Origin of the sequence: Tardiphaga sp., assembly GCF_044336785.1 — a bacterium.
Taxonomy (GTDB): domain Bacteria; phylum Pseudomonadota; class Alphaproteobacteria; order Rhizobiales; family Xanthobacteraceae; genus Tardiphaga.
In genome coordinates, this window is sequence record NZ_JBIIOT010000034.1 from 25,750 (window position 1) to 48,703 (window position 22,954).

Genomic DNA, 22,954 nt, shown 5'->3' on the forward strand with positions numbered 1-22,954 from the left:
TAGTTCATGACCCATCAGCGTTTCCGCAAGTTCAACACCAAAGAAGCCTATCCCGAGCAGTCGCTCGACAATGACGTCTGTATGGTGGTGCGCGCCAACAACACGGTCTATGTGCGCGGACAGACCGCAATGGATCTCGATGGCAAGATCGTTGGCATTGGCGATGCCGCGGCACAGACGGAAAATGCCATGGCATGCGCCAAAGTGCTGCTAGAAGAGGCAGGATCGAAGCTCGAAGATGTCGTGAAGATCGTGATCTATATCACTGATCGCGCCTATCGCGAGCCTGTCTATCGCGTTGTCGGCAAGTGGCTGAAAGGCGTCTACCCGGTATCGACCGGCATCATCGTGCAAGGGCTCGCCAAGCCCGAATACATGATGGAAATCGACATCATCGCGGAAATTCCGGCCTAGCGATACGCGTTCACGCCGGCTCGACCAGCATCGATCGGACGTTTGCAGCTTCGTCTTTCGCGAGATCGAGGAGCGTAGTCCTGTGCGCCCGCTGAATTGAAATTCTTGAGGTTTATCAATCGCCTGGCACGATGTTTGCTTTTAGTTCGTTGTCATAACTCATGTGGGGTTTCGAGATGAAGCGCGCTTTGAAGTTCACTGCACTGATGTTGCTGTCGACCCTCGCGGTCGGTGGCCAGGCCTCCGCCCAGGAGAAGCTGGTTGTCAGCACCTGGGGTGGAAGTTTTCGCGATTTGATCGACGAGGCGATCGCCAAGAAGTTCACGGCCGATACCGGTGTGAAGGTCGAATACATCACCGGCGGCACGATCGACCGTCTCAACCAGGCCAAGCTCGCGGCGGCCAAGCCGGAGAGCGACGTGACCTTCACGACCGCGCATGTCGGCTGGCTCTATGCCAATGACAATCTGTTCGAGAAACTCGACATGGCGAAGATTCCGAATGCCAGCCATCTGGTCGAGCAGGCCAAGATCAGCCCGTATCACATCGGCTCCTGGGCCTATGTCTACACGATCGGCTATCTGCCTGACCGCCTGCCAAAGGGCGTCAGCTTCGACAGCTGGGAAGGCCTGTGGAATCCGGCGCTCAAGGGCATGATCGCGTCGCCGGATTTCGATCCGAGCCATGTGATGGTGGTCGCCGCGAAACTCTCCGGCGGCGATGCATCGAACTGGGAAGTCGGCGAAGCCAAGATGAAGGCGCTCAAGACGAACTACAAGGCGTTCTACACCAATGACGCCAACAGCCAGCAGCTCTTCGCCACTGGCGAAACGCCGGTACAGGTCGTTCTGTCCATGAATGCCTATTACATGCAGGCCCAGGGCGTTCCGATCAAGCTGGCGATCCCGAAGGAAGGCGCCGTGCTCGGTGTCGACACCATGGGCATCACCAAGGGTACGACCAAAGCGGAGCTGGCCTACAAGTTCATCAACACGGCGCTCGATCCCGACGTGCAGGCGAAGATCGCCGAGCTCAAGAAAGGCAGTCCGGTCGTGGATAATGCCAAGGTGAAGCCCGAGATCGCAGCTCTGCCCGGCGTTTTCACGACTGCGGACCAGTGGGCGAAGCAGAGCCTCGTGATCGACGCCAAACTGCGCGCGGAAAAGACCGCGACCTGGCGGAAGTGGTTCACTGAAAACATTATGGCTCCGTAAGATCAGTCCTGCGATCCGGCGGCTCGCGCCGGATCGCATCTCTTTCCGCCCGAGTTTGTCCATGAACACACGACCGTTTCTGGGATGGTTCGTTTCGCCAGCCGGGCTTGTTGCCATCGGGCTGATTGCGGCGATGCTGGCCGTTTTCCAGTACAGTGTCCGCGCCCATGTGCCGGGCTCGCTTGAGGTTGGCGGATTCACCTGGGCGAATTTCGTGGCCATGCTGCGTCCGCTCTATGCATTGGCATTCTGGAACACGGTACTGATCTGTTTCGAGACCGCCGTGTTCACGCTGCTGCTGGCCTATCCACTGGCCTATGCGCTGACGCGGACCACCAGCTCCGCGTTGCGCTCCTTCATCCTGATCGTGTCGGTGACCCCGCTGTTCCTTGGCGAGGTCGTGCGCACCTATTCCTGGATGATCGTGCTTGGCAATAACGGCTTCCTCAATACGCTGCTGCTCAAGACCGGCCTCATCGAGCGGCCGCTGCAAATGATGTTCACCACCGGCGGCGTGATCGTGGCGCTGGTGCATGTCACCATGCCGATCATGGTGATCATGCTGGCCGCGGCACTGTCGCATATCGATCGCAATTACGAGAAGGCGGCCGAAAGCCTTGGCGCCGGCCCGATCCGCGTCTTCATGACCATCACCCTACCGCTATCGATGCCCGGCATCGTCGCCGGCTTCTCGACAGCTTTTGCCTGGACATTCAGCGCATTTGCCACGCCGCAGCTGATTGGCGGCGGGCGCGTGGCTACGGTATCGACGCTGATCTACCAGCTCGGCTTCTCGTCGTTCAATTTTCCCTTTGCCGCGAGCCTGTCCATCATCGGCCTCGCGCTATCACTTGCCGTCATCGCGCTGCTGAAGCAAAGCGCCAAGCCGCTCGAACGCATGGCGAGCCTGTCATGAAGCGGTCACCCGCCATACGCGCATTGCGCTGGTCAGGCCACGCTCTCGTTGCCACCATTCTTCTATTCGTGCTTTTGCCTGGCGCCGTGGTGGCAATTTCGGCCTTCAACGATCGCGCGATCCTGCAATTCCCGCCGCAGGCGTGGTCGCTGCGCTGGTTCTATCGCGCTTTCTCCTACAGCGATTTCGCAAAGGGGTTCTGGAACGGGTTGACGGTGACAATCTGGGCATCGAGCATCGCCGTTGTGGTGGGATCAGCCTTTGCCTTCGCCATCCATCGTTACAAATTCGCGTTGCGCGATCTGCTCGAAGGCATTCTGCTGTCACCGCTGATCATACCGCACTACACGATCGGTCTCGGCATGCTGATTCTTGCCTCGCAGACCGGCGTCAGCCGCGGCTTTCCGCTGGTGATCTTCGCGCATGTGGTGATGGTGTTGCCCTTCGTGATGCGCAGTACCTACATTTCGCTGGAAAATCTCGACACGCGGCTCGAACTCGCTGCCTCCAGCCTCGGTGCCACACCGTTGCGCATCATGTTCACCGTCACGATCCCGCTGCTGATCCCCGGCCTCCTCAGCGGGTGGCTTTTTGCAGCGATCCTGTCCTTCAACGAGTTTACGGCAACGCTGTTCGTCTCCAGCCAGGCGACGCAGACGCTGCCGGTGGCCATGTACAATTATGTCCGCGAATTCGCCGATCCCACGCTTGCGGCCTTGTCGGTGATCTACATCGTCGTCACCGCTACATTGCTGACGATCGCCAATTCCTTCCTGGGTCTCGGGAAAGTCCTCAATGTTGATGCGCACTGATCCAATGACCGAATTCACACCAGGCGCGGCCAGCGACCGCATCCGTCCCGCGGTGCAACTCGACGGCGTCACCAAACGATTTGGCGACTCCATGGCGCTGCATGAGGCCTGGCTGAAGATTCGCCCGAGCGAGTTCATGACATTGCTTGGCCCGTCCGGCTGCGGCAAGACCACGCTGCTCAATCTGGTCGCTGGATTCCTCACTGCCGACAATGGTGAGATCTTCATCGATGGCGAGCTGGTCACCGCGACGCCCGCGCATATGCGCGAGATCGGTATCGTGTTTCAGAATTACGCCCTTTTTCCGCATATGAGCGTAGCGAAGAATATCGCCTACGGGCTCAGGACCCGCGGTATCGATAACAAGGAGATCGCACGCCGTGTCGATGAGGCGCTGGCGCTGGTCAAGCTGACGGGCTTTGCCGACCGCAAGCCGAAGCAACTCTCCGGTGGCCAGCAGCAGCGCGTGGCACTCGCACGCGCGCTGGTGTTCCGGCCGAAAGTGCTGCTGCTGGACGAACCATTCTCGGCGCTCGACAAGAACCTGCGCGGCTCCATGCAGGTCGAGCTCAAGCAGATCCAGCGCGAACTCGGCGTCACTACGATTTTCGTCACGCATGATCAGGGCGAAGCGCTGTCGATGTCGGATCGCATCGCGGTGATGTCGGCGGGACGCATTCGCCAGATCGCCGCACCCGACGACATCTATCGCCGCCCGGTTGATCGCTTCGTCGCGTCCTTTGTCGGCGATGCCAATGTGCTCTGCGGCAAGCTGGTCGATAAGCAAGGCGACATGGCCCTGGTTGCAGTCGGCGACATCAAAGCCAGCGTGCCGTGCGCATCGGTCGCAGAGCTATCCACGGGCGCGACCATTGACGTGTTCGTGCGGCCCGAACATCTCGCCGTCACACGGCGCGATGCGCCCGGTTCGCTGCTGGGCACCGTGGTCACCCAGGTGTTCCAGGGCGGTCATGTCGATCTCTATATCGATATGCCAGGCATCGCTCGCGAGCGCGTGTTGGTGCGGGTGCCGGGCATCGCGGCGCTGTCATCTTGTCCCGTTGGCGCTGAAATCGGATTGATTATCGGCGCCGACGACATCGTGGCGTTTCCGCCGGACGCAACACCGTGAGCCACGTGCGGCTAGAACGAGGGCGCCGCGCCCGGATTCATCGCGCGCGCGACATAGTCCTTCTGCTGCGGGCGATAGCGCTCCCACAGTGCGCGGAGTTCGCCGATCGGCGCCTCATGCCAGTCCACCCGCAGATCGACGACCGGCCAGTCGAACATGTGGGCCACATGCAGCCCCGCGGCATGTTCGTCGTCGGTTTCACCGCCGGCATCGAGGCCGGCTTCCAGCGCCGACATCAGCCGCTCCGCCAGAGGCTGTCCGACCATGGCCTCGAATTTGGCCAGCATCACGCTCGGCACTTTCTCGTCCACCAGCAGATTGCCCATCGCAAGACAGCCGGCGCCTTGCGCGATGCCGATAATGGGCAGCGCCTGTTCGCCACTATGCCAAGCTACCTGGCCGTAGCGATCGATCACGCCGACCTGCCGCCATGCCGGCTGCGGCGTGCCAAGGGCGAGATTGTGAAGCACAGCGCCCGCGCCGAGGCCCTGGCGCAGCAACGCGAGACCCGTCGGACCGAGCGCGGGGTCGGTGACATTCTGCGACACCACAAGGCCGAGAGGCCCCACCCATGCGCAGCGCGCCGGCACTGCGATCGAGGACGACGTGATGGCAATGCCGAACGCGCCGGTCTCCGGACAACGTGCCGAGATGGAATAGGTCATCGTGATGCTCCTGCAAACGTAACGTGGGGGCAGTGTAGATGATCGACACCGCAGCTCAAATACTTTGCGAGCTGATCCGCATCGAAAGCATCAGCGCAAATTCGAATCTCGACATCATCGCTTATATCGAGCGCGCGCTCGCAGCGGCAGGCGTGACATCACGGCGCGTCCCATCGGCCGATGGAAACAAGGCGTCGCTGCTCGCAACCATCGGTCCTGCAGACAAGCCCGGCATCGTGCTGTCGGCGCATACGGATGTCGTGCCGGTAGATGGACAAACCTGGACCGTGCCGCCATTCGGCGGCGTGATCCGAGATGGGCGCGTCTACGGCCGCGGCGCCACCGATATGAAGGGCTTTCTCGCCGTGGTACTCGCTGCTGTGCCACGGCTGAAGCAGGCTGCGACGATCGCGCCGGTGCATCTGTGCTTCTCCTATGACGAGGAAGTCGGCTGCCGCGGCGCGCCGGATCTGGTGCGTGCTCTGATGCAATCGGTGGTGCCGCCGGCGCTGGCCATTGTCGGCGAGCCCACGACCATGCGCGTCGTCCGCGCGCACAAAGGTAAGGTGGCTCGCCGGATCACGGTGACCGGCCGCACCGGTCATTCGGCGATGCCGCATCGCGCCGCCAATGCCGTCGATGCCGCGGCAGCGATCGCATATGCGCTGCGCAGTCTCGCCGATGAGGAAATTGCGCGCGGCGGTGATACGGCCTTCGATCCGCCTTTCACCACCATCCATGTCGGCTCGCTGCATGGCGGCAGCGCCGTCAATCTGGTGCCGGAGCGCGCGGTGCTGGAATACGAAATCCGGACCATGCCGGGACGTAGTGCTGGCGACATCCTTGCACGGATCGATGGACTGGTTGACCGCGAGCGCGATCGGCTCCGCGCCACTGCGCCGGAAGCCGATATCGTCTCCGAGGAGATCTCTGCCTATCCGGGTCACGATATCCGCGCCGACCATGCAGCCACCCTGCTGATTGGCCGGCTCGCCGATGACCCGCAGCCGGCAACGACCGTCGCTTTCGGCACCGAAGCAGGCCTCTATGGGCAAGCCGGGATCCCGACGCTGGTCTGCGGACCCGGCGACATGGCGCGAGGCCACAAGGCTGACGAATGGATCGGTCTCGACGAGCTCGAAGCAGCGGATGCGATGATGGTGCGGCTGGCTGATCTTCTGCGACGACCAGGCGAACACTGGATGCAGACCGGAGGAGCCCATGGCGACGACTAAAGCCTCTTTGAAACTGACACATGAAGGCGCGCTCAAGGCGCTGGCGGGCGCCGTGGCCAAGGCGGAAGCTCTTGGTGTTCCGCAAAACATCACCATCGTCGATGACGGCGGCAATCTGCTGGCTTTCGTTCGTATGGATGGCGCGAAGATGCTGTCGCGGGAGACCTCGTTGTCGAAAGCCATCACCGCTGCTTCGCACCGGCAACCGACGTCGCGGCTCAATCCTTCCGACGAGATCAAGCTGGCCATCGCGGGTGGTGGCCGGCTCACCAATCTCGAGGGCGGATTGCCGATCGTGATCGCAGGTCAGTGCGTGGGTGCGGTCGGCGTCGGATCTGGAACCGGCGCGCAGGACGTCGAAGTTGCACGCGCGGCGCTGGCGGCGATCGACGCCGAGGATCAGAAGCCATGACCGACAAGATCGAGCTGTTCTATGCCCCGACATCGCCTTACGTCCGCAAGGTCATGGTCTGTGCGATCGAGCTCGGGATGGCCGAGCACATCGTAAAACTGCCAAGCGCCGCACATCCGCTCAAGCGCGATGCACGGATCGCGAATTTCAACCCGCTGGCCAAGGTACCGGCTGCCAAGCTCGCCGATGGCACGTTGCTGTTCGACAGCCGTGTGATCTGCGAGTATCTCGACGACCTCGGGCAGGGCGCATTGTTTCCGCGCGGGCCGGAACGCTGGCAGGTTCTTGCCGAACAGGCGCTTGGCGATGGCCTCCTCGATGCCGCGCTGCTCGCGCGTTATGAGAACACCTGTCGCAGCGAGGAGATGAGATCGCAGGGATGGATCGACGGTCAGATGACCAAGGTCGCCGCAGCGCTCGACGACATGGAGCGCTCCGTTTTGGTGTTCGGCACCCGTATCACCATCGGCAGCATTACCATCGCCTGCGCACTCGGCTATCTCGACTTCCGCTTCGCGTCATATGACTGGCGATCGTCGCGCCCGGCGCTGGCAAAATGGTTCGCGATCACATCGCAGCGGCCATCTCTGCAACAGACGGTTCCGGCGGATTAGCAACGTCATGGTCGCGCGAGACGAAACGTATGCTCTGCGCCATTAGTGAGCCGCTGTAGATCGGCCGCCTCGCTTGCGGAGCAGGCGATCTGCAAATTCGACGACCGACGCCGTGTCGCCGGTCGGCTCGTGCGCGCCACGCGCGACGATCCCGGCGTGGTGGAAGCCCTCGGCAAGTCTGTGCTGTCGGTCCGCGTCCGCGTCTTTGCGCTGGGCGGCGCCATTCTCGGTATCGCCGGCAGCCTGCACGCGTTCTATTACACCTATATCGATCCGACCCAGTTCGGCCCGATCATCACCGCCTACGCTTTCATGGCTGTCGTCGGCGGCGGACGCGGCAGCAATCGCGGTGTGCTTGTCGCGGCCTTAACGCTGATCTTCCTGCTCGAAGGCAGCCGCTTCCTGATCGACCTCGTGCCCAGCCTCGGCGCCTCGGAACTCGCCGCGATCCGGCTGTTCCTTGTCGGAGTGGGGCTGGTTGGTCTACTGATCTTCAAACCCGACGGTTTTGGCCGCGAGCCGCGTTCGGCGCTCGCAAACAGGACCAATTGATCCCAGGAGTTTCCCATGGCCCGCGTCACCCTCAAGCGTCGCGACGATCTGCCCGACCATCTCAAGCCACTGTGGGACCGCATGGTCAGCTATGGCCCATTTGCGGGACAGGCCGGCGCGATGGCCCAGCGGTTGCCGATCTTCGAGCATATGTGGCGCCTGCTGACCGATCTGTCCGACGAGGGCGTGCTGAAGAAGCGCTATCTCGAACTCGGCATTGTCGCGACCTCGCTGGTCAATCAATGCGAGTTCTGTGTTGCCCAGCACTCGCCCAAACTCGCTGTGGAAGGCATCACGCCGGACGGCGCCGCCAATCTGCTCGACTGGGAGAAGCATCCGGAACTGGACGAGGTCGATCGTCTCGTCGTGGAATATGCCATCGCGGTGACATCGAACTGGAGCCGCATCCGCGACGCCATGTTCGAGCGCCTCCGCGCGCATTTCAGCGAACCGCAGATCGTGGAGCTGACCTGGCGCATCGCGCTGTGCGGCGCGTTCAATCGCTTCAATGACGTGTTGCAAGTGGAAGTGGACGTTTGAGGCACACCGTCGTCCCCGCGAAAGCGGGGACCCATACACGCTGTCGGCGTATTTGGCTGTGAAGGAGAGGCCATCCTTTAGACGATAGGACGGTGCTTACGGGTCCCCGCCTTCGCGGGGACGACAGAGCTACTGCCGATACTGCGCCGCCGGATGACTCGTCGGTAGCAACGCGCCGCCACCGGCGAACAGCTTTTCCCGCAACGTGCCGTCGCGATACGCGCTCTTGTAGAGCCGGCGCGATTGCAGCTCTGGCACCACCAGATCGACAAAAGCCGCCAGCGATTCCGGCGCCACCAGCCGCACCAGATTGAAACCGTCGATATCTGTTTTGTCAGCCCAGTCAGCGATCTCGTCGGCGACGTCCTGCGGCGAGCCTACCACGAAAGGCGCCCGCGCGCCGGCAGGGCTCAGTGTCGCGAGATCGCCGACCTTCATCGGCACGTCGCTGCGTTTGGTGAGATTTTCCACCATCGACTGGATCGCGTTGCTCTCGACATATTGCAGTGCCTGATCCGGCTCGTACTTGGAAAAATCCATGCCGGTCCAGCCAGACAGCAGCGCGAGCTGTCCGCGTTGATCCACATAGGATGCATATTCCGCGTGCAGATCCTTCGCTTCGCCACGCGTGGGCGCGACGATGACGGTCAGTCCGGCGAACAGCTTGATGTCATAGGGCGAGCGGCCGAATTCCTTGGTCGCCATGCGGATCGCCTTCACCGTCTCGGCCAGCATCGGCTTGGTCTGGCCGTTGAGGAAGATCGCTTCGGCATGTTTGGCGGCAAAGCTGCGCCCGCGCTTCGAAGCGCCGGCCTGATAGAGCAAGGGCGTGCGTTGCGGTGACGGCTCCGACAGATGGATGCCATCGACCCGGTAATGTGGCCCGTTGTGATGGACCGCGCGGACCTTGGTGGGATCGGTAAAGACGCGGCTCGCACGGTCGCGCATGACTGCATCCTGCGCCCAGCTGCCTTCCCAGAGCTTGTAGGTGGCGGCGAGGAAATCCTCGGCGACGTCGTAGCGATCATCGTGCGCGCGGTTGGCATCAAAGCCCATGCCACGCGCGCCGCTTTCGAGATAGCCGGTGACGATGTTCCAGCCGATGCGGCCCTGGGTCAGATGGTCGAGAAGCGGCGTGCAAAGTGATAGGGGTGATCCAGCGTCAGATTGGCGGTGATGCCGAAACCGAGATGTTTCGTCACCAGCGCCATCGCTGAGACGAACAGGGTCGGATCCGCATTGGGAATCTGCATGCCGTGCTTGATCGCTGTTTCCGGGCTGTCGCCGAACACGTCATAGACGCCGAACACATCGGCCATAAAAATGCCATCGAGCAGGCCGCGTTCGGCGGTTTTCGCAAAGGTCGTCCAGTAATCGAGCGTGTTGTAGCCCGTCGATGCATCGCGCGGATGCGACCACAGGCCGGCCCAGTTGTGGCTGGGCGCAGTCATATTGAAGGCGTTGAAGCGAAGTTCTCGTTTCGAAGTCATGCAGTCTCGTCGCGGAGAAGAGGGAGAAGCGTGCGGCCCTGCCGTTCGATTTCCGCAAGATAGGGTGTATCGGACAGAATGAAAGTTCGGATGCCGAGATCGCGATATTTTCGCAGCGAACGCGCGACCTCCTCGGCGGATCCGACAAGCCAGGTCGTGCCGGCGCCGGCTGCACCGTATTTTCCGGGCGCCGTGTAGAGATTGTCATCGAGCACGTCGCCACGAGCTTGTAGATCGAGCAAGCGGCGCTGGCCAACGGCGATGGGCGGGCCGTGATCATTCCAGCCGGCACCGGCCTTCTTGGCCATCGCGGCCACCTTGGCTTCGGCGACGGACCAGGCTTCGGAGGATGTCTCGCGCACCACCGTGGTGATGCGCAGTCCGAATTCCAGCGGAGCGAGATCGCGATCGAAACGTTGGCTGAGATCCCTGAGCCTTGCGATGCGCTCCTTCACATCGGCGAGCGGCTCTCCCCAGAACAGTTGAACATCGGCTTCTGTGGCGGCAACGCGCTCGGCAGCTTCAGAGGCGCCGCCGAAATACAGCTTGGGGTGCCTGCGTTCGTCGCGCGCTGAAATCCGCGGTGCTGCGGTTGAGTTGGCCACGCGAAAATGCTCGCCGGCGTAAGTGACGTTTTCTTCGGTCCAGAGGCGGCGCACGAGCCGCATGAACTCCTTGGTGCGATCGTAGCGATGAGTGGAGTCGGCTTCCTCATCTCCGTAAGCAGCGAGGTCGTCCTTACCGGATACGATATTGACGCGGACACGGCCACCGGTGAGCTGATCGAGGGTGGCTGCTGCCGACGCAAAATGCGCCGGGCGCCAATAGCCAGGGCGGATCGCGATCAGAGGTTGGAATTCCGTCGTCCGTGCTGCCAAAGCGGCTGCGACGGTGAAAGTATCTGGCCGCCCCCAACCGGTGCCGATCAGCGCGCCGCGCCAGCCGTTGCGTTCGATCGCCTGCGCCTGGTCGGTGAGTGTGGCGAGACTGTTATGGTTTGCATCGCCGGTGTCGCCGCGGTGGCCAGACTTGACGTCATTCGGGATGTACCAAAGAAACTCCGACTGAGCGCTCAAGGTGATCTCCAGTGTCGTTATCTAGCGGCGCGCCACGATACCACGCAGTTCCATGGCATGTCATGCGCGCCGCCAGTGTCATTTCTCAGGCGGCGCGCAAGCGGCTATTGCTTATCCGCCCATTGTCGAGCAAAGCGCGCGCGGCGCGTTCAGCAGCGCGCGCTGACCCGAAATGCGTCCCTTCGAGGGCATCAAAGGCGGTCTCCGACGAAAAGAAGCGGAAACCACGCTCCTCGGCGACGACGATGCCGGCGGTCTGGTTGGCGATTTCGATGATATAGGCGTGAGGCATGTGTTTTTTCACTGCAGAGCAGCGATCCCATTCAAGAATTGCGATGTCACGAGAGTAACGATTGACGTCTGGCTGGGATCAACAACACGCGCCGGTGGCCGCGGACACGCAGCGGCGTGTCACGCTTTTGCGCAACTCGCTCACGACTATCCTTTTGATCGCGGTCATGGGTGCCTCAAAGCACTGGGTCGTCAGGCGAGATGTCGCCTGAATTACCGTTCTGGTCAATGAAATGGCTATCCATATTCGCGCAGGACGCGCGTGGGATATCCTGCGATGGATGCGCTCTGCGGAAAGTCTTTCGCGCTGTTGCCGTCGCCTGGCTGTTCATCGTTAGCTGTTAAAGCCGGCAGGAATGAAAGCCGGCAATTTTTCCTCGATGAAGCGCTTTACCTCGGGAGACTTGAATACCTTGATGAATGCGGCAAGGCGTGGATCGTCCTTCTTGTCCGCGCGGGCGGTGAAACGAAGCACAAGCCCTTCGTCGATGGTGCGATCGATGATCAAAGCCGATTTGGGATCGCCGCCGGCAGGGATCAGATAGGTGATATTGACCAGCCCGAGCGTGACGTCATCCAGCGAGCGATAGGTTTGCGCTGGATCAAGTTCGACGATTTTGAGGTTATTCGGATTTTCAACGATATCGAATTTCGATACCGAGAAGCCTTTGCCGGGTGCAAGCTTGATGAGGCCGGCGCGCTCCAAAAGGATCAGCCCGCGTGCACCATTGAGCGGCTCGTTCGGAATGGCGACGCTATCGCCGGATTTGATCTCGCTGAGGCTTTTGACCTTTTTCGAGAACAGACCGACCGGGGCAATCACGCCGACCTTGTCGGCCTGCGCGAGATTGAATCCGCGCGTCTTGTTCTGGATCGCCAGATAAGTGCTGTGCTGGAAGAAATTGGCATCGGCGTCGCCGTTCTGCACCGTCTCGTTGATCACGATCCAGTCGGTTATCTCGATCGTCTTGACATCAATACCTTTCGCCTTGGCGAGATTGGCAGCGAAAGAAATGAGCTGGCCAACGGGACCTGCGCTTGCGGCAATCCTGAGCGGCTGGTCTGCAGCAGCTGCGCCATTCAACGCCAGCAGTATGGCGCCGGCCTGGATGATGCGAGACAACATATGTTTCATGTGGCGATCTCCCCATTTGATGCGCAAAGTGTAGAGATGCGCGGGCCGAAAGCGATGAGATCGATTTCGTTTTTTGCGGGCGGGCCGTAGATCAAACGTAATTTGCAGGAATGTCCGCACAGGCCGGATATTTTGCCGGGAAATACGGTTCTCGTAGCGAAGCAATGCGGAGACGTTTCCTCGCAGCTCGTAAGACTCGATCTGGTCGTCACTCCATGAGTGTGCCTCGCAGCAGACTGATCAGGGCGAGGAGCCTCGAATCCCTATCGTTAACGGCATCAGCGAGCGATTAACCTGAAACGGTCCGCCGCTCGATTTGCGTTGCTGCTGTTTCTTATGCTCGGCGGAGTTCTTGTCGTCGTGCCTGCGACAGGTCGCCACGACCGGAAGGATGTTCCTCGCGCTGGTCTTGGGACTGCTCGGCGGCACCTTGCTGGGCTGGGGTGCCATGATCGGGTTGGTATGCACCGTGGGCACGCTGTTCTCGGGCATCTCGGCTGGTGCGCTGTCAGGCTGGGTGTTTGCGGCGGCGGTGTTCGGCGGAACGGCCATCATGCTGTGCGGCGGCCGGCGCACCGGGCTGCGTCTGCGGCCGCGTTGAGGCCGCAGACGACGGTGTCAGGATGAATGCTGCCCCCAGCGCTCGACCGTCAGACGGCTGATTGTCTTGAACACCAGTTCCTCGACGATGAGGCCGATCAGGATGACGGTAAGGAGGCCGGCAAACACGCTGTCGGTCTCCAGCTGCGCGCGGTTCGTATAGATGAACCAGCCGAGACCGCCGGACCTTGCGCTGACGCCGAACACGAGTTCGGCTGCGATCAGCGTGCGCCAGGCAAAAGCCCAGCCGATTCGGAGACCCGACAGGATATGCGGGAAGGCGGCCGGCATCAGGATTTCGGTGATGAAGCGGCCATGGGACAGGCCGAGATTTCGTCCCACCATGCGCAAGGTCGGCGACACCGACAGGAAGCCGCTGTGAAGGGCGAGCGCCACCGGCCATAACACCGAATGCACGGTGACAAAGAGCAGGCTGGGCACGCCGATGCCGAACCACAGCAACGCGACCGGGAGCAGCGCGATCGCTGGCAGTGGATTGAACATGGATGTCAGCAGCCCCAGCGTATCGCTGCCCCAGCGCGACATCATCGCAAAGGCCGTCAGCACAATGGCGATGGCAATGGCCAGGGCATAGCCGGTTGTCAGCACCCGGAGTGATGTCAGCGCCCGATCAGGTAGTTCGCCGGACAGTGTAGCTTTCGCCAGTGCACTGAAAGTGGCTGTGAGTGTCGGCAGTAGCAGCGAATTGTCGAGCCACCGCGCATACAGCTCCCAGATGGCGGCAAGCACCGCGAGGATGACGATCCGTCGAAAGGTGCTGCTGCCGGTCCATCGCGCTAAGCGCGGCAGCGAGCGGGCGTGCACGACCTCACGCATGGGCGGCACTTCCGTCAAAGACGCTCTGCTGGATGCTGCGTTCGAGCACGCCAAAGCCGGCCGAACCGCGGGTGCGATCATCGGCCGACACGGTGAAACTTGCGGCGAGGCGGCCGGGATGTGCGGTCAATGCCAGGATGCGGGTACCGACCACGATGGCTTCGTCGATCCCATGGGTCACGAACAGCGCGGTGCTGCCGGTTTCCTCACAAAGTGCCAGCAGCTCGTCCTGCATCTGGCGCCGCGTCAGCGCATCCAATGCGGCGAAGGGTTCGTCCATTAGCAGCAAGCGTGGTTGTAGCGCAAAGGCGCGGGCGATCGCCACGCGCTGTTTCATACCACCGGACAACGTATGTGGATAGGCGTCGAGGAAACGCCCGAGGCCGACACGCGTCAGCCAGTCGCGCGCCTCGCGCTCCGCCTGCCGGCGCGACAGCTTGCGGCCGCGCTCCAGCGCATAGCGGACATTGCCCAACGCGCTGCGCCACGGCAGCAGCTGGTCGAATTCCTGGAACACGGTCATCCGGTCGGGGGCGGGGCGGGCGATCGGTGCGCCGTCGATCAGGATCTTGCCATGGGTCGGCGCGACAAAACCGCCGATGGCACGCAGCAAGGTCGACTTTCCGGAGCCGGAGGGGCCGATCAGAACCAGCCTCTCGCCGGCATGAAGCGCAAAGGAGACGTCATCGACGGCGGTGAGCGTGCCTTCGCGCGTCGCATAGTCGATGCCGACATGATTGACCTGAAGCAGCGGTGCGGAACTGGCGTTGCTGCTTGCTGTGGGACGCGTCAGTGTGGCGATGGACACATCAGCTTCCGGGCTTGTCCTTGAGGCCAGACCAGAACATATCCTGCCAGCGTGCTGGCGCCTGCTTGATCAGGCCGACCTTGGCTTCGAAATCAGCAAATTTCTGCGCGCCTTCGGGAGCGGTGGTGAAGCGCACGCCGGGATCGCGGATGATGGCCTCGATGAAGTCCGGTGCCAGCTTGGAGCTTTCCGCCTTGTTATACAGCGCTGCCGCGTCCTTCGGATTGGCGGTGATCCAGGCATTGGCGCGATCGAGCGCATTGACGAAGGCCTCGATGGTCTTCGGATTATCGGTGGCGAATTTCGTGGTCGAATAAACGACGTTGAAGGTGTGCGGCCCGCCCAGCACATCATAGCTGTTCAGGATGCCGTGAACCTTGCCGGTAGCGAGCTGCTGCTGCACGAAGGGCGGCGAGGTGAAATGCGCGGTGATTTCCGATCTGCCCGACAGGATCGCCGCGGTCGCATCCGGATGCGGCATGCTGACGGTGAGATCGTCAAGCTTGTCATATTTGCCGAACTCCTTGTCCGCTGCCATCTGCAACAGGATCGGCTGGAAGCCGACCTTGACCGATGGCAGTGCGATGCGGTCGCGTTCGGTGAGATCCTTGATGCTCTTGATATTCGGATTGTTGGTGGTCAGCACATTGGCCGTTGATCCCAGAGCCGCGATGCCGATGATCTTGGCATTGCTGCGGGTCTTGTCCCAGGTCAGGATCATCGGTGTGATGCCGGCGGTCGCAAAGTCGAGGCCGCCGGAGATCAGCGCCTCGTTCATCGCCGCTGCACCGGACAGCCGCAGCCATTCAATGGTCGGCGGCTTGATGCCAAGCTTGCGGGCCTCTTCTTCGACAAAACCCTTCTCGTTCGCCACGATCAGCGGCAGATAGCCGATGCCGAATTGCTGGGCGATGCGCAGTCTGTCGGTCTCCGCGCGCGCGACCTGGGTGCCACAGAACGACATCACGAGTGACAGGCAGGCAATGATCCAGGCACGAAGCTTTGCCCGATGGGCGGGTGGTTTGCTCATGACGATCTCCAGAAACAGCGTGCAATGAAATGTTGCGCGGACTGTATTGAAATCCGATCCCGGTTCCAGCGGAGAATGCTGTAACACCTAAAATGGAAAGGCGAGTCTCCGCGGAATGCCGCAAAGGGGTAAGATTTCCCGCGAAATATGTTGATAGTAGAAAATACGGCACGCGAGAGAAATGTATCACGCGAATGAGCACCGATGGGGATCGTTCGAATTGGATAGCAGCAGGATACAGTGCTTCTTTTGCTATTTTCGTTAGGGCGTTGCGGTGCGAGTTGGTTATGCCAGAGTTCCTGCATCAATCATGATGCAAGGAGAAGAGTAACGATGTTGGGAATTGATGCGATGCCGAGACGGCTCGCAAAACTGGCTGCAGCGGTATCAGTGCTGGCGACGGTCGGCGCCGGCTTTGCGCATGGTGAAACCATTCGTGTTGGTGTGACAGCCGGTCCGCATGCGGAGGTGCTTGAGGCCGTCCGCAAAGTCGCCGCCGAGCGCGGGCTTGAAATCAAGGCGGTGGAATTCACCGACTATGTATTCCCCAATCAGGCGCTCGCCAACAAAGATCTCGAAGCCAATTCGTTTCAGCACGAGCCCTATCTGAAAAACCAGGTCGCCAAGACCGGCTGGAAGATCGTCAAGGTCGCCACTACGGCGGCGTCGCCGATGGGCATCTATTCAAAGAAGTACAAGAGCTTTGCCGATGTCCCGAATGGCGCGACCATTGCCATCCCGAACGATCCCAGCAATGGGGCGCGTTCGTTGCAGATCCTGGCGGTGAATGGAATCATCACGCTGAAGGATCCTGCCAATACCACTGCAGGCATTGCCGATATCGCCCAGAATACAAAGAAGCTGAAATTCGTCGAACTCGACGCCGCGCAGCTTGCTCGCTCGCTGGGGGACGTCGATGCTGCCGCGGTCAACAATAACTATGCGGTGCAGGCAGGTCTCGATCCGGTCAATGACAGCCTGATCAAGGAGCCGCCAGTGACGCCGTGGGTCAACATCATCGCCGTCCGTGAGGAGGACAAGGACAAGCCATGGGTCAAGACCCTGACTGAATCCTATCGCTCGGAACCCGTGAAGCAGTTGGTGCTGACGCGCTTCAGGGGCGCTTACGTGCCCAGCTGGTAATGACAGAACGTGTAGGGTGGGCAAGCTTCGCTTTGCCCACCCTACAAACGGTAACGCGGCTAGAAAAATCCCTTGGCCGGCAGTGGCGTGCCATTGACCTCGAAGGCGCCGATGGCCTGCGCCTTGACGGTGACGGGATTGTGCGAGGACAGCGTCCGCGCGTTGCGCCAATGCCGATCGAGATTGTCGGACGTCTTGGTTGCCGATGCGCCGCCGGCATCGAACAGAAGGCTTCCGCTGCGGATGGCGAGTTCGTCGGTGATGACCTTCGCCTGCGCCGAATGCAGCGCGGCTGCATGAGCAAGCGTCGTGTCTTCGCCGTCGCCCGCGCGGCTGGCAGCATCCAGCGCATCAGCAGCGGCCAGCACCACGGCTTCGGCGGCGAATGCATTGCTTGAGATTTGCCCCACGGTCTGTTGCAGGACAGGATCTTCGCGCGGATTCAGTGAAGGCGAATAATAGAAGTTGCGCGCGCGGCGACGGACGAGGTCGGCGGCGTCACGGCGGATGGCTCCAACGATGCCGGCATTGATGGCTGTCAGGAACAGCTGGGCGAATGTATTCGCATAGGCCGCGCCGTAACCGACATTCGGCGCATCCACGATCAGCTCCGACGCTTCGACACGGACATTGTGAAAGTGCGTCGTACCGCTGCCGGTGAGGCGCTGTCCGCTGCCGTCCCAGTCATCAACAATTTCGATACCCTCGCGCTTCACCGGGATCACGGTGGTCGCGATTCGCTTGTCATGCGTGGCCACGCGCACCAGCACGTAGTCGGAGTAGATCGTGCCGGTGCTGTAATATTTCGTTCCGTTCAGGCGATAACCATCGCCATCGTGTGTGACGTTGGTGGCCGGTGCGATGTCGCCGACCTGCGAACTGCCGAGCTCGGTGGTCGCCAGGCCGATCAACGCGCCGCCAACCACATCGTCGCGCCATTTGCGACTCTGCGCGCTCAGCGGCGTCAATGCCAGGCGCTCGACGACACTAAAATGGTTGCGCAGGATATGCGCGACATTGGCGTCGGCGGTGCCCAGCCTGATGACAGTGGAGAACAGCTCACGCAGCGATACGCCGCCGCCGCCATCGGCCTTGGGGATGCGCAGCGCGCCTATCCGCGACTGACGGATCAGATCCACGATATCGTAGGGCAGGGTGCGTTCGCGCTCGCGCTTGGATTCGTCCTGCGCGATATAGTCGAATAGCGCCGTCAGCGAGGGCGAGTCGATGTGAAGCGGTTGCGATTGACCGGGAAACTGTGGCGCTGCTGCTTTGTTCATGGCTGTCTCACGAGGGGTTGAGTGGCGTTCAGTGCGCCATGGATTGAACGAGGATGATGGGCCGGCTGGTGGAATCCGGGCGGTGCGCCGATTGATAAACCGAAGCGGCTATCGCGATGGCAAGGGCAGCCGATACGGTCACAGTGAATACAGGGGGATGCGACACGAATGGCTTCATTGCCGTCATTAAGACCGCGGTCGCATCCCTTTTTGAATTCCAAAATTCAACCGAACGCGACGGGATCGTGCTGCCGGATGGCCGGTCACGAGTGGTTGGTTTCAGGCGGATACCGCTGTCGCGTCCCGATCGGCATAGCGGCTCGGCGGACGCGCAAGGCCGAGATGCTCGCGCAGCGTCGTGCCTTCATAATCCCGCCTGAAGATGCCGCGCTTCTGCAGCAATGGCACGACTTCATCCACGAATGTCGCAAGCCCGCTCGGCAACACATCGGGCATCAGATTGAAGCCATCGGCAGCACCCGCGGCGAACCACGCCGCAATGTCGTCAGCGATCTGCTCGGGCGTGCCGACAATGATGCGATGGCCGACCCCGCCGCCCAGCGCTTTAAGTAGTTCGCGGACGGTAAGATCGCCTTTTCGTGCGAGATTTACTGTGCCGTGGAACATGGTCTGGTTCGCGTTGACCGGAACTGGGAGGTCAGGTAACGGCTTGTCGAGTTCGAGCAGATCAGGCGAAACCTGCAACGTGCCGGCAAGGCGCGACAGGCTGTACTGGATCGGCACCAGATCCCACAATTCGTCCTGCCGTCTTTTCGCCTCGGCCTCGGTGCCACCGATGACGGTGGCGAGGCCAGGCAGGATGACGATGGAATCCGATGGTCGCCCATAAGCGACCGCCCGCGAACGCAGGTCGCGCGCATAGGCGACGCCGTCTGCGATCGATTGCGACAATGTGAACACCGCTTCCGCCTGTGCTGCGGCGAGATCGCGACCATCGCTCGAACCGCCCGCCTGTACTGTTACCGGCCGTCCTTGCGGCGAGCGGGGCACATTCAGCGGCCCATCCACATTGTAATGTGCACCGCGGTGCTTGATGGCATGGACTTTCGACGCATCCACGAAACGCGCCGTTGCCTTGTCGCCGACAAAAGCATCGTCCTCCCAGCTATCCCACAGCGCATGAACCACCTGGACGAATTCCTTGGCGCGATCGTAGCGCGCCTTGTGCTCAAGCACCTGCGGCAGGCCGAAATTGCGGCCGGCGGCGGCGTCCGCCGTCGTCACCGCATTCCAGCCGACACGGCCGCGGCTGGCATGATCGAGCGTCGCGAAGCGTCGTGCGATATTGTAGGGTTCGTTATAGGTCGTCGATGCCGTCGCGATCAGGCCGATACGGCTGGTCGCGGCAGCGACCGAGGCGAGGACGATGGTTGGCTCCATAGAGAGGAACGGCCGCAAGTCGATGCGGTCGGTCACCGCCGGCGTATCGGCCAGAAAGATCGCGTCGAATTTTCCGCGTTCGGCGATCTTCGCGACATTGATGTAATGACCGACATCGAAGAATGCACCGGGATCGCTGTCCGGCAGCCGCCACGCCGACGCATAGACGCCGGAATGAAGCAGGTTCACGTTGAGATGCAGTTGACGCTGGCTCATATGTCCTCGTGGTGATGATCTTGGAATGATGCGCCGTTACTCGGCGGCAAGCGCAGGCGCGTGTGCGTGACGGAACGACGCCGCCGGATGCGGAGCAGCAAGCCGCGCGCGGCCGGTGCCGAACAGTTTTTCCCGCAACGTGCCAGGTTCGTACTCTGCCTTGTAGAGGCCTCGGCGCGTCAATTCGGGCACGAGCAGATCGACGATGTCCTCGAATGTGCCGGGCGAGATGGCGAAGGCCAGATTGAGGCCGTCCACGTCGGTCTCGCGCACCCATGCCTCGATCGCATCTGCGGCCTGGGCCGGTGTGCCGATGATGATCGGCCCGATGCCGCCGATGCCGACATGCTCGGCGACCTCGCGCACGGTCCAGACGCGGTCGGGGTCCGCGCGAGTGATGTTGTCCATCGCCGTGCGGCCGGCATCGTTGAGAACGTGCTGAACCTTCTGGTCGAGGTCGTAGGTTGAAAAATCCACCCCGGTCCAGCCCGACATCAGGGTCAGCGCGCCTTCGTGATTGATGTGGCGGCGATAGTCCTCATGTTTCGCGCGCGCCTCGTCTTCGGTCTTGCCGAGAATAACCGTCATCATGCTGAAGATCAGGATCTCCGAGGGGGGCCGGCCAGTCTCGGCGGTCAATGCGCGGAGCGAGGCAACGCGCGGCGCGATCACCTTGGCGGATGGGCCGGAGATGAAGACGCATTCGGCGTGCTGGGCCGCGAACAGTTTGCCGCGCAGCGAGGACCCGGCCTGATAGAGAACGGGTGTGCGTTGCGGTGACGGCTCAGCGAGATGGATGGCATCGACCGTATAATGCGTGCCGTAGTGCTGGACGCGATGCACGCGCGATGGATCGGTGAAGACGGCCGCATCCCGGTCGCGCACTGCCGCATCGTCCTCCCAGCTGCTTTCCCACAGCCTGTAGACCACTTCCATATATTCTTCGGCGATGTCGTATCGATCGTCATGAGCGGTTTGCTTCGCCTTGCCCATGCCGCGGGCGGCGCTGTCGAGATAGCCGGTGACGATGTTCCAGCCGATGCGGCCGTCTGTGAGATGATCGAGCGTCGATATCCGGCGCGCAAATGTGTAGGGCGGCTCATAAGAGAGCGTGCAGGTGACGCCGAAGCCGAGGTGACTGGTGACGGATGCCATCGCCGACACCAGCATCAGCGGATCGTTGACCGGAACCTGTGCTGCGTTGCGCAGCGCCGCATCGACATTGCCGCCATAGACGTCATACACGCCGAGCACGTCGGCGAGAAACAGGCCGTCGAAACGTCCGCGCTCCAGCGTCTTGGCAAGATCGAGCCAGTAGCTCAAGCGATTGTAGTCGCTGGAGCGGTCATCGGGATGCGTCCACAGGCCCGGCGATTGATGCGCGACGCAGTTCATTGCGAAAGCGTTGAGACGGATCTGTTTCGTCATGCTGTGCTCCATAGGGCCGCTAGGCACGCGCAGCGGGCTGACGTCCGCCGAGCGGCTCACCGAACGGGCCCGTGTTGGCGCGTGCGCGTTGCGTTCCGGCGTTAGGCGTCAGGTTCAGCAACGGGAAGACCAGCTCAGCGAACCGGTAGGCCTCCTCGAGATGCGGATAGCCGGACAGGATGAATGTATCGATGCCGAGTGCCTGATATTCGCGGATACGCGTCACAACCGTTTCGGGATCGCCGACCAGTGCCGTACCGGCCCCACCGCGCACAAGGCCTACGCCGGCCCACAGATTGGGGCTCACTTCGAGCTTGTTGCGCCGTCCTCCATGCAGCTGCGACATCCGCTGCTGTCCAACGGAATCCATGCGACCGAGAATGCTTTGTGCCGATGCGATCGTTTCGTCGGTGAGATGTTCGATCAATTCATCGGCCGCCTGCCAAGCAGCTTCATTCGTGTGGCGGACGATGACGTGCAGCCGAATGCCGAAGCTGACGGTGCGACCGCGGGCCTTGGCGAGCTTGCGGACACGGCCAATCTTTTCGGCGACCTGATCCGGCGGTTCGCCCCAGGTGAGATATTTATCGACGGTATCGACAGCGACATCGATGCCGGCTTCGGAGGAGCCGCCGAAATAGAACGCCGGGCGCGGGTCCTGTGCGGGCGGATAGAGGATGCGGCCGTCTTCGATGGTGATGTGCTTGCCCTTCACATTGACGGGTTCGCCCTTGAGCAGATCTCCATAGACGTTGAGAAACTCGCGCGTCACCTCATAACGCTCGTCATGATCGAGAAACACGCCATCGCCACGATTCTCGATGGCGTCACCGCCGGTGACGATATTGATCAGCAGGCGGCCGTTGGTGAGGCGATCGAGTGTCGCCGTCATGCGCGCCGCCACCGTGGGCGACTGCAGGCCCGGCCTTACCGCGACGAGATAGCGTAGGCGCTTTGTCCACGGCGCGATCGCTGATGCGATCACCCATGAATCCTCGCAATTGCGTCCGGTTGGCAGCAGGACGCCATAATAGCCAAGACGATCAGTCGCCTGCGCGATTGCGCGGAGATAGTCGAAATCGACATCACGTCCGCCGATGGTGGTACCGAGATGGTGGCCGTCGCCGCTCGTGGGCAGGAACCAGAGGACTTTCAGATCATCATTCGCAGCAGTCATGGTGCAAGCGGTCCCGCGGCTTCGGAGATGGAGATGGCTTTGGGGATAAGGCCCAGCGCGTGGAAGGTGTCGGCCACCTGCTGCTGTTCGGCGATCACCTGCGTGGTGATCGGCTTGATACCGTAGGACTGACGCGTCAGCGCGACTTCGAGAACCGGGACTGGCAGCCCGACCGAGGGGCTCAGCTGTTCTGCCACGGCCTTGATGTCGGTCCTGGCCCAGTCATCGACTTCACGCAGGCTTTCCAGGATCACATCGACCAGCTTCGGTTCGCTTTCCAGAAACTTCTGTGAGGCCAGATAGAACTGATAGTTTGAGACTGTGTCCGTTCCATCGGCCAGCGTGCGTGCGCCGATGGCAGCTTCGGCTGAAGCCTGGAACGGATCCCAGATCACCCATGCATCGACGGCGCCGCTTTCGAACGCTGCACGGGCGTCGGCAGGAGCGAGAAACACCGGCGTGATGTCGGCATATTTGACATTCACCTTCTCCAACGCCTTGACCAGCAGATAGTGGACATTGGAGCCCTTGTTCAG

General features: G+C 61.4%; 24 protein-coding genes and 1 pseudogene. 12 read left to right on the top strand and 13 right to left on the bottom strand.

The genetic code is table 11. The features are described 5' to 3' along the window. Window positions 1-6: 6 nt before the first annotated feature. The 5 genes from ACIQ2A_RS12135 to ACIQ2A_RS12155 all read left to right on the top strand — a co-directional run bounded on the left by ACIQ2A_RS12135 (window position 7) and on the right by ACIQ2A_RS12155 (window position 4,488). Window positions 7-414 (top strand): RidA family protein, encoded by a 408-nt coding sequence (locus ACIQ2A_RS12135; RefSeq protein ID WP_398479324.1) that lies wholly within the window; start codon window positions 7-9, stop codon window positions 412-414. Between the two features lie 176 nt (window positions 415-590). Continuing rightward, window positions 591-1,628 (top strand): PotD/PotF family extracellular solute-binding protein, encoded by a 1,038-nt coding sequence (locus tag ACIQ2A_RS12140; protein WP_398479326.1) that lies wholly within the window; start codon window positions 591-593, stop codon window positions 1,626-1,628. A 61-nt stretch (window positions 1,629-1,689) separates the two neighbouring features. Then, window positions 1,690-2,544, top strand: coding sequence for an ABC transporter permease (locus tag ACIQ2A_RS12145; protein WP_398479328.1), 855 nt, complete (start codon window positions 1,690-1,692; stop codon window positions 2,542-2,544). Further along, entirely contained in the window at window positions 2,541-3,356 is an 816-nt protein-coding gene (locus ACIQ2A_RS12150) for an ABC transporter permease (protein ID WP_398479331.1), read from the top strand. Before ACIQ2A_RS12145 ends, ACIQ2A_RS12150 begins: the two co-directional genes overlap by 4 nt. Further along, window positions 3,340-4,488 (top strand): ABC transporter ATP-binding protein, encoded by a 1,149-nt coding sequence (locus ACIQ2A_RS12155; protein WP_398479333.1) that lies wholly within the window; start codon window positions 3,340-3,342, stop codon window positions 4,486-4,488. The genes ACIQ2A_RS12150 and ACIQ2A_RS12155 overlap by 17 nt, the downstream gene beginning before the upstream one ends. An 11-nt stretch (window positions 4,489-4,499) precedes the next feature. Here ACIQ2A_RS12155 and ACIQ2A_RS12160 read toward each other — a convergent pair whose 3' ends face one another. Further along, window positions 4,500-5,153, bottom strand: coding sequence for a DUF1028 domain-containing protein (locus ACIQ2A_RS12160; protein WP_398479335.1), 654 nt, complete (start codon window positions 5,151-5,153; stop codon window positions 4,500-4,502). A gap of 38 nt (window positions 5,154-5,191) precedes the next feature. Here ACIQ2A_RS12160 and argE point away from each other — a divergent pair, with 38 nt between their 5' ends. The 5 genes from argE to ACIQ2A_RS12185 are packed head-to-tail and all read left to right on the top strand — an operon-like array spanning window position 5,192 to window position 8,506. After that, on the top strand, window positions 5,192-6,388 hold the full coding sequence (gene argE / locus ACIQ2A_RS12165; RefSeq protein ID WP_398479337.1) for an acetylornithine deacetylase: 1,197 nt from the start codon (window positions 5,192-5,194) through the stop codon (window positions 6,386-6,388). Beyond that, window positions 6,375-6,800 (top strand): heme-binding protein, encoded by a 426-nt coding sequence (locus ACIQ2A_RS12170; RefSeq protein ID WP_398479339.1) that lies wholly within the window; start codon window positions 6,375-6,377, stop codon window positions 6,798-6,800. Before argE ends, ACIQ2A_RS12170 begins: the two co-directional genes overlap by 14 nt. Window positions 6,801-6,808: 8 nt before the next feature. Beyond that, on the top strand, window positions 6,809-7,414 hold the full coding sequence (locus ACIQ2A_RS12175; RefSeq protein WP_398479377.1) for a glutathione S-transferase: 606 nt from the start codon (window positions 6,809-6,811) through the stop codon (window positions 7,412-7,414). A gap of 45 nt (window positions 7,415-7,459) precedes the next feature. Continuing rightward, entirely contained in the window at window positions 7,460-7,966 is a 507-nt protein-coding gene (locus ACIQ2A_RS12180) for a branched-chain amino acid ABC transporter permease (protein WP_398479341.1), read from the top strand. A gap of 15 nt (window positions 7,967-7,981) precedes the next feature. Then, window positions 7,982-8,506, top strand: coding sequence for a carboxymuconolactone decarboxylase family protein (locus tag ACIQ2A_RS12185; protein WP_398479343.1), 525 nt, complete (start codon window positions 7,982-7,984; stop codon window positions 8,504-8,506). Window positions 8,507-8,635: 129 nt separating this feature from the next. On the opposite strand, the pseudogene ACIQ2A_RS12190 reads toward ACIQ2A_RS12185, so the two are convergent. The 4 genes and pseudogenes from ACIQ2A_RS12190 to ACIQ2A_RS12205 all read right to left on the bottom strand — a co-directional run bounded on the left by ACIQ2A_RS12190 (window position 8,636) and on the right by ACIQ2A_RS12205 (window position 12,498). Beyond that, a pseudogene (locus tag ACIQ2A_RS12190) lies at window positions 8,636-9,996 on the bottom strand (LLM class flavin-dependent oxidoreductase). Next, window positions 9,993-11,072 carry an LLM class flavin-dependent oxidoreductase gene (locus tag ACIQ2A_RS12195; protein ID WP_398479345.1) on the bottom strand — a complete coding sequence of 360 codons (1,080 nt, stop codon included), beginning with the start codon at window positions 11,070-11,072 and terminating at the stop codon, window positions 9,993-9,995. Before ACIQ2A_RS12195 ends, ACIQ2A_RS12190 begins: the two are co-directional and overlap by 4 nt. Before the next feature lie 85 nt (window positions 11,073-11,157). After that, window positions 11,158-11,364: a hypothetical protein gene (locus tag ACIQ2A_RS12200; RefSeq protein ID WP_398479347.1), complete on the bottom strand. Its 207-nt coding sequence runs from the start codon at window positions 11,362-11,364 to the stop codon at window positions 11,158-11,160. A 333-nt stretch (window positions 11,365-11,697) separates the two neighbouring features. Beyond that, window positions 11,698-12,498, bottom strand: a complete 801-nt coding sequence (locus ACIQ2A_RS12205) for a MetQ/NlpA family ABC transporter substrate-binding protein (protein WP_398479350.1) — start codon at window positions 12,496-12,498, stop codon at window positions 11,698-11,700. Window positions 12,499-12,889: 391 nt separating this feature from the next. Between ACIQ2A_RS12205 and ACIQ2A_RS12210 the strand changes: the two genes are divergently transcribed. Then, window positions 12,890-13,099, top strand: a complete 210-nt coding sequence (locus ACIQ2A_RS12210; RefSeq protein ID WP_398479352.1) for a YeeE/YedE thiosulfate transporter family protein — start codon at window positions 12,890-12,892, stop codon at window positions 13,097-13,099. A 17-nt stretch (window positions 13,100-13,116) separates the two neighbouring features. Here ACIQ2A_RS12210 and ACIQ2A_RS12215 read toward each other — a convergent pair whose 3' ends face one another. From ACIQ2A_RS12215 to ACIQ2A_RS12225, 3 genes are read right to left on the bottom strand one after another with little or no spacing between them, the layout of a single operon-like run. Further along, entirely contained in the window at window positions 13,117-13,935 is an 819-nt protein-coding gene (locus tag ACIQ2A_RS12215) for an ABC transporter permease (RefSeq protein ID WP_398479354.1), read from the bottom strand. Then, window positions 13,928-14,743 (bottom strand): ABC transporter ATP-binding protein, encoded by an 816-nt coding sequence (locus tag ACIQ2A_RS12220; RefSeq protein WP_398479356.1) that lies wholly within the window; start codon window positions 14,741-14,743, stop codon window positions 13,928-13,930. The genes ACIQ2A_RS12215 and ACIQ2A_RS12220 overlap by 8 nt, the downstream gene beginning before the upstream one ends. 1 nt (window position 14,744) lies before the next feature. Next, the gene (locus tag ACIQ2A_RS12225; protein ID WP_398479359.1) at window positions 14,745-15,773 is read right to left on the bottom strand and encodes an ABC transporter substrate-binding protein; all 1,029 of its coding nucleotides are present in this window, start codon (window positions 15,771-15,773) and stop codon (window positions 14,745-14,747) included. 351 nt (window positions 15,774-16,124) lie between these two features. Between ACIQ2A_RS12225 and ACIQ2A_RS12230 the strand changes: the two genes are divergently transcribed. Continuing rightward, window positions 16,125-16,916, top strand: a complete 792-nt coding sequence (locus ACIQ2A_RS12230; RefSeq protein ID WP_398479361.1) for a MetQ/NlpA family ABC transporter substrate-binding protein — start codon at window positions 16,125-16,127, stop codon at window positions 16,914-16,916. A gap of 59 nt (window positions 16,917-16,975) precedes the next feature. Here the strand turns inward: ACIQ2A_RS12230 and ACIQ2A_RS12235 are convergent, their stop codons facing one another. The 5 genes from ACIQ2A_RS12235 to ACIQ2A_RS12255 all read right to left on the bottom strand — a co-directional run. After that, window positions 16,976-18,196 (bottom strand): acyl-CoA dehydrogenase family protein, encoded by a 1,221-nt coding sequence (locus ACIQ2A_RS12235; protein WP_398479363.1) that lies wholly within the window; start codon window positions 18,194-18,196, stop codon window positions 16,976-16,978. A 279-nt stretch (window positions 18,197-18,475) separates the two neighbouring features. Then, the gene (locus ACIQ2A_RS12240; RefSeq protein ID WP_398479365.1) at window positions 18,476-19,813 is read right to left on the bottom strand and encodes an LLM class flavin-dependent oxidoreductase; all 1,338 of its coding nucleotides are present in this window, start codon (window positions 19,811-19,813) and stop codon (window positions 18,476-18,478) included. A gap of 36 nt (window positions 19,814-19,849) precedes the next feature. Then, complete coding sequence (locus tag ACIQ2A_RS12245) at window positions 19,850-21,241, bottom strand: LLM class flavin-dependent oxidoreductase (protein ID WP_398479368.1); 1,392 nt, start codon at window positions 21,239-21,241, stop codon at window positions 19,850-19,852. Between the two features lie 19 nt (window positions 21,242-21,260). Continuing rightward, window positions 21,261-22,418, bottom strand: coding sequence for an FMNH2-dependent alkanesulfonate monooxygenase (gene ssuD / locus ACIQ2A_RS12250; RefSeq protein ID WP_398479370.1), 1,158 nt, complete (start codon window positions 22,416-22,418; stop codon window positions 21,261-21,263). Next, window positions 22,415-22,954 (bottom strand): ABC transporter substrate-binding protein (locus tag ACIQ2A_RS12255; protein ID WP_398479373.1); only part of this gene is annotated, 540 nt, incomplete at its 5' end. The genes ssuD and ACIQ2A_RS12255, both read right to left, overlap by 4 nt.

What these genes read in the sequence shown, in the direction of transcription:
- ACIQ2A_RS12135 (WP_398479324.1), top strand. Translation starts at nt 7, where the DNA reads ATGACCCATCAGCGTTTCCGCAAGTTCAACACCAAAGAAGCCTATCCC.
- ACIQ2A_RS12140 (WP_398479326.1), top strand. Translation starts at nt 591, where the DNA reads ATGAAGCGCGCTTTGAAGTTCACTGCACTGATGTTGCTGTCGACCCTC.
- ACIQ2A_RS12145 (WP_398479328.1), top strand. Translation starts at nt 1,690, where the DNA reads ATGAACACACGACCGTTTCTGGGATGGTTCGTTTCGCCAGCCGGGCTT.
- ACIQ2A_RS12150 (WP_398479331.1), top strand. Translation starts at nt 2,541, where the DNA reads ATGAAGCGGTCACCCGCCATACGCGCATTGCGCTGGTCAGGCCACGCT.
- ACIQ2A_RS12155 (WP_398479333.1), top strand. Translation starts at nt 3,340, where the DNA reads ATGTTGATGCGCACTGATCCAATGACCGAATTCACACCAGGCGCGGCC.
- ACIQ2A_RS12160 (WP_398479335.1), bottom strand. Translation starts at nt 5,153, where the DNA reads ATGACCTATTCCATCTCGGCACGTTGTCCGGAGACCGGCGCGTTCGGC.
- argE (WP_398479337.1), top strand. Translation starts at nt 5,192, where the DNA reads ATGATCGACACCGCAGCTCAAATACTTTGCGAGCTGATCCGCATCGAA.
- ACIQ2A_RS12170 (WP_398479339.1), top strand. Translation starts at nt 6,375, where the DNA reads ATGGCGACGACTAAAGCCTCTTTGAAACTGACACATGAAGGCGCGCTC.
- ACIQ2A_RS12185 (WP_398479343.1), top strand. Translation starts at nt 7,982, where the DNA reads ATGGCCCGCGTCACCCTCAAGCGTCGCGACGATCTGCCCGACCATCTC.
- ACIQ2A_RS12200 (WP_398479347.1), bottom strand. Translation starts at nt 11,364, where the DNA reads ATGCCTCACGCCTATATCATCGAAATCGCCAACCAGACCGCCGGCATC.
- ACIQ2A_RS12205 (WP_398479350.1), bottom strand. Translation starts at nt 12,498, where the DNA reads ATGAAACATATGTTGTCTCGCATCATCCAGGCCGGCGCCATACTGCTG.
- ACIQ2A_RS12210 (WP_398479352.1), top strand. Translation starts at nt 12,890, where the DNA reads ATGTTCCTCGCGCTGGTCTTGGGACTGCTCGGCGGCACCTTGCTGGGC.
- ACIQ2A_RS12215 (WP_398479354.1), bottom strand. Translation starts at nt 13,935, where the DNA reads ATGCGTGAGGTCGTGCACGCCCGCTCGCTGCCGCGCTTAGCGCGATGG.
- ACIQ2A_RS12225 (WP_398479359.1), bottom strand. Translation starts at nt 15,773, where the DNA reads ATGAGCAAACCACCCGCCCATCGGGCAAAGCTTCGTGCCTGGATCATT.
- ACIQ2A_RS12230 (WP_398479361.1), top strand. Translation starts at nt 16,125, where the DNA reads ATGCCGAGACGGCTCGCAAAACTGGCTGCAGCGGTATCAGTGCTGGCG.
- ACIQ2A_RS12235 (WP_398479363.1), bottom strand. Translation starts at nt 18,196, where the DNA reads ATGAACAAAGCAGCAGCGCCACAGTTTCCCGGTCAATCGCAACCGCTT.
- ACIQ2A_RS12240 (WP_398479365.1), bottom strand. Translation starts at nt 19,813, where the DNA reads ATGAGCCAGCGTCAACTGCATCTCAACGTGAACCTGCTTCATTCCGGC.
- ACIQ2A_RS12245 (WP_398479368.1), bottom strand. Translation starts at nt 21,241, where the DNA reads ATGACGAAACAGATCCGTCTCAACGCTTTCGCAATGAACTGCGTCGCG.
- ssuD (WP_398479370.1), bottom strand. Translation starts at nt 22,418, where the DNA reads ATGACTGCTGCGAATGATGATCTGAAAGTCCTCTGGTTCCTGCCCACG.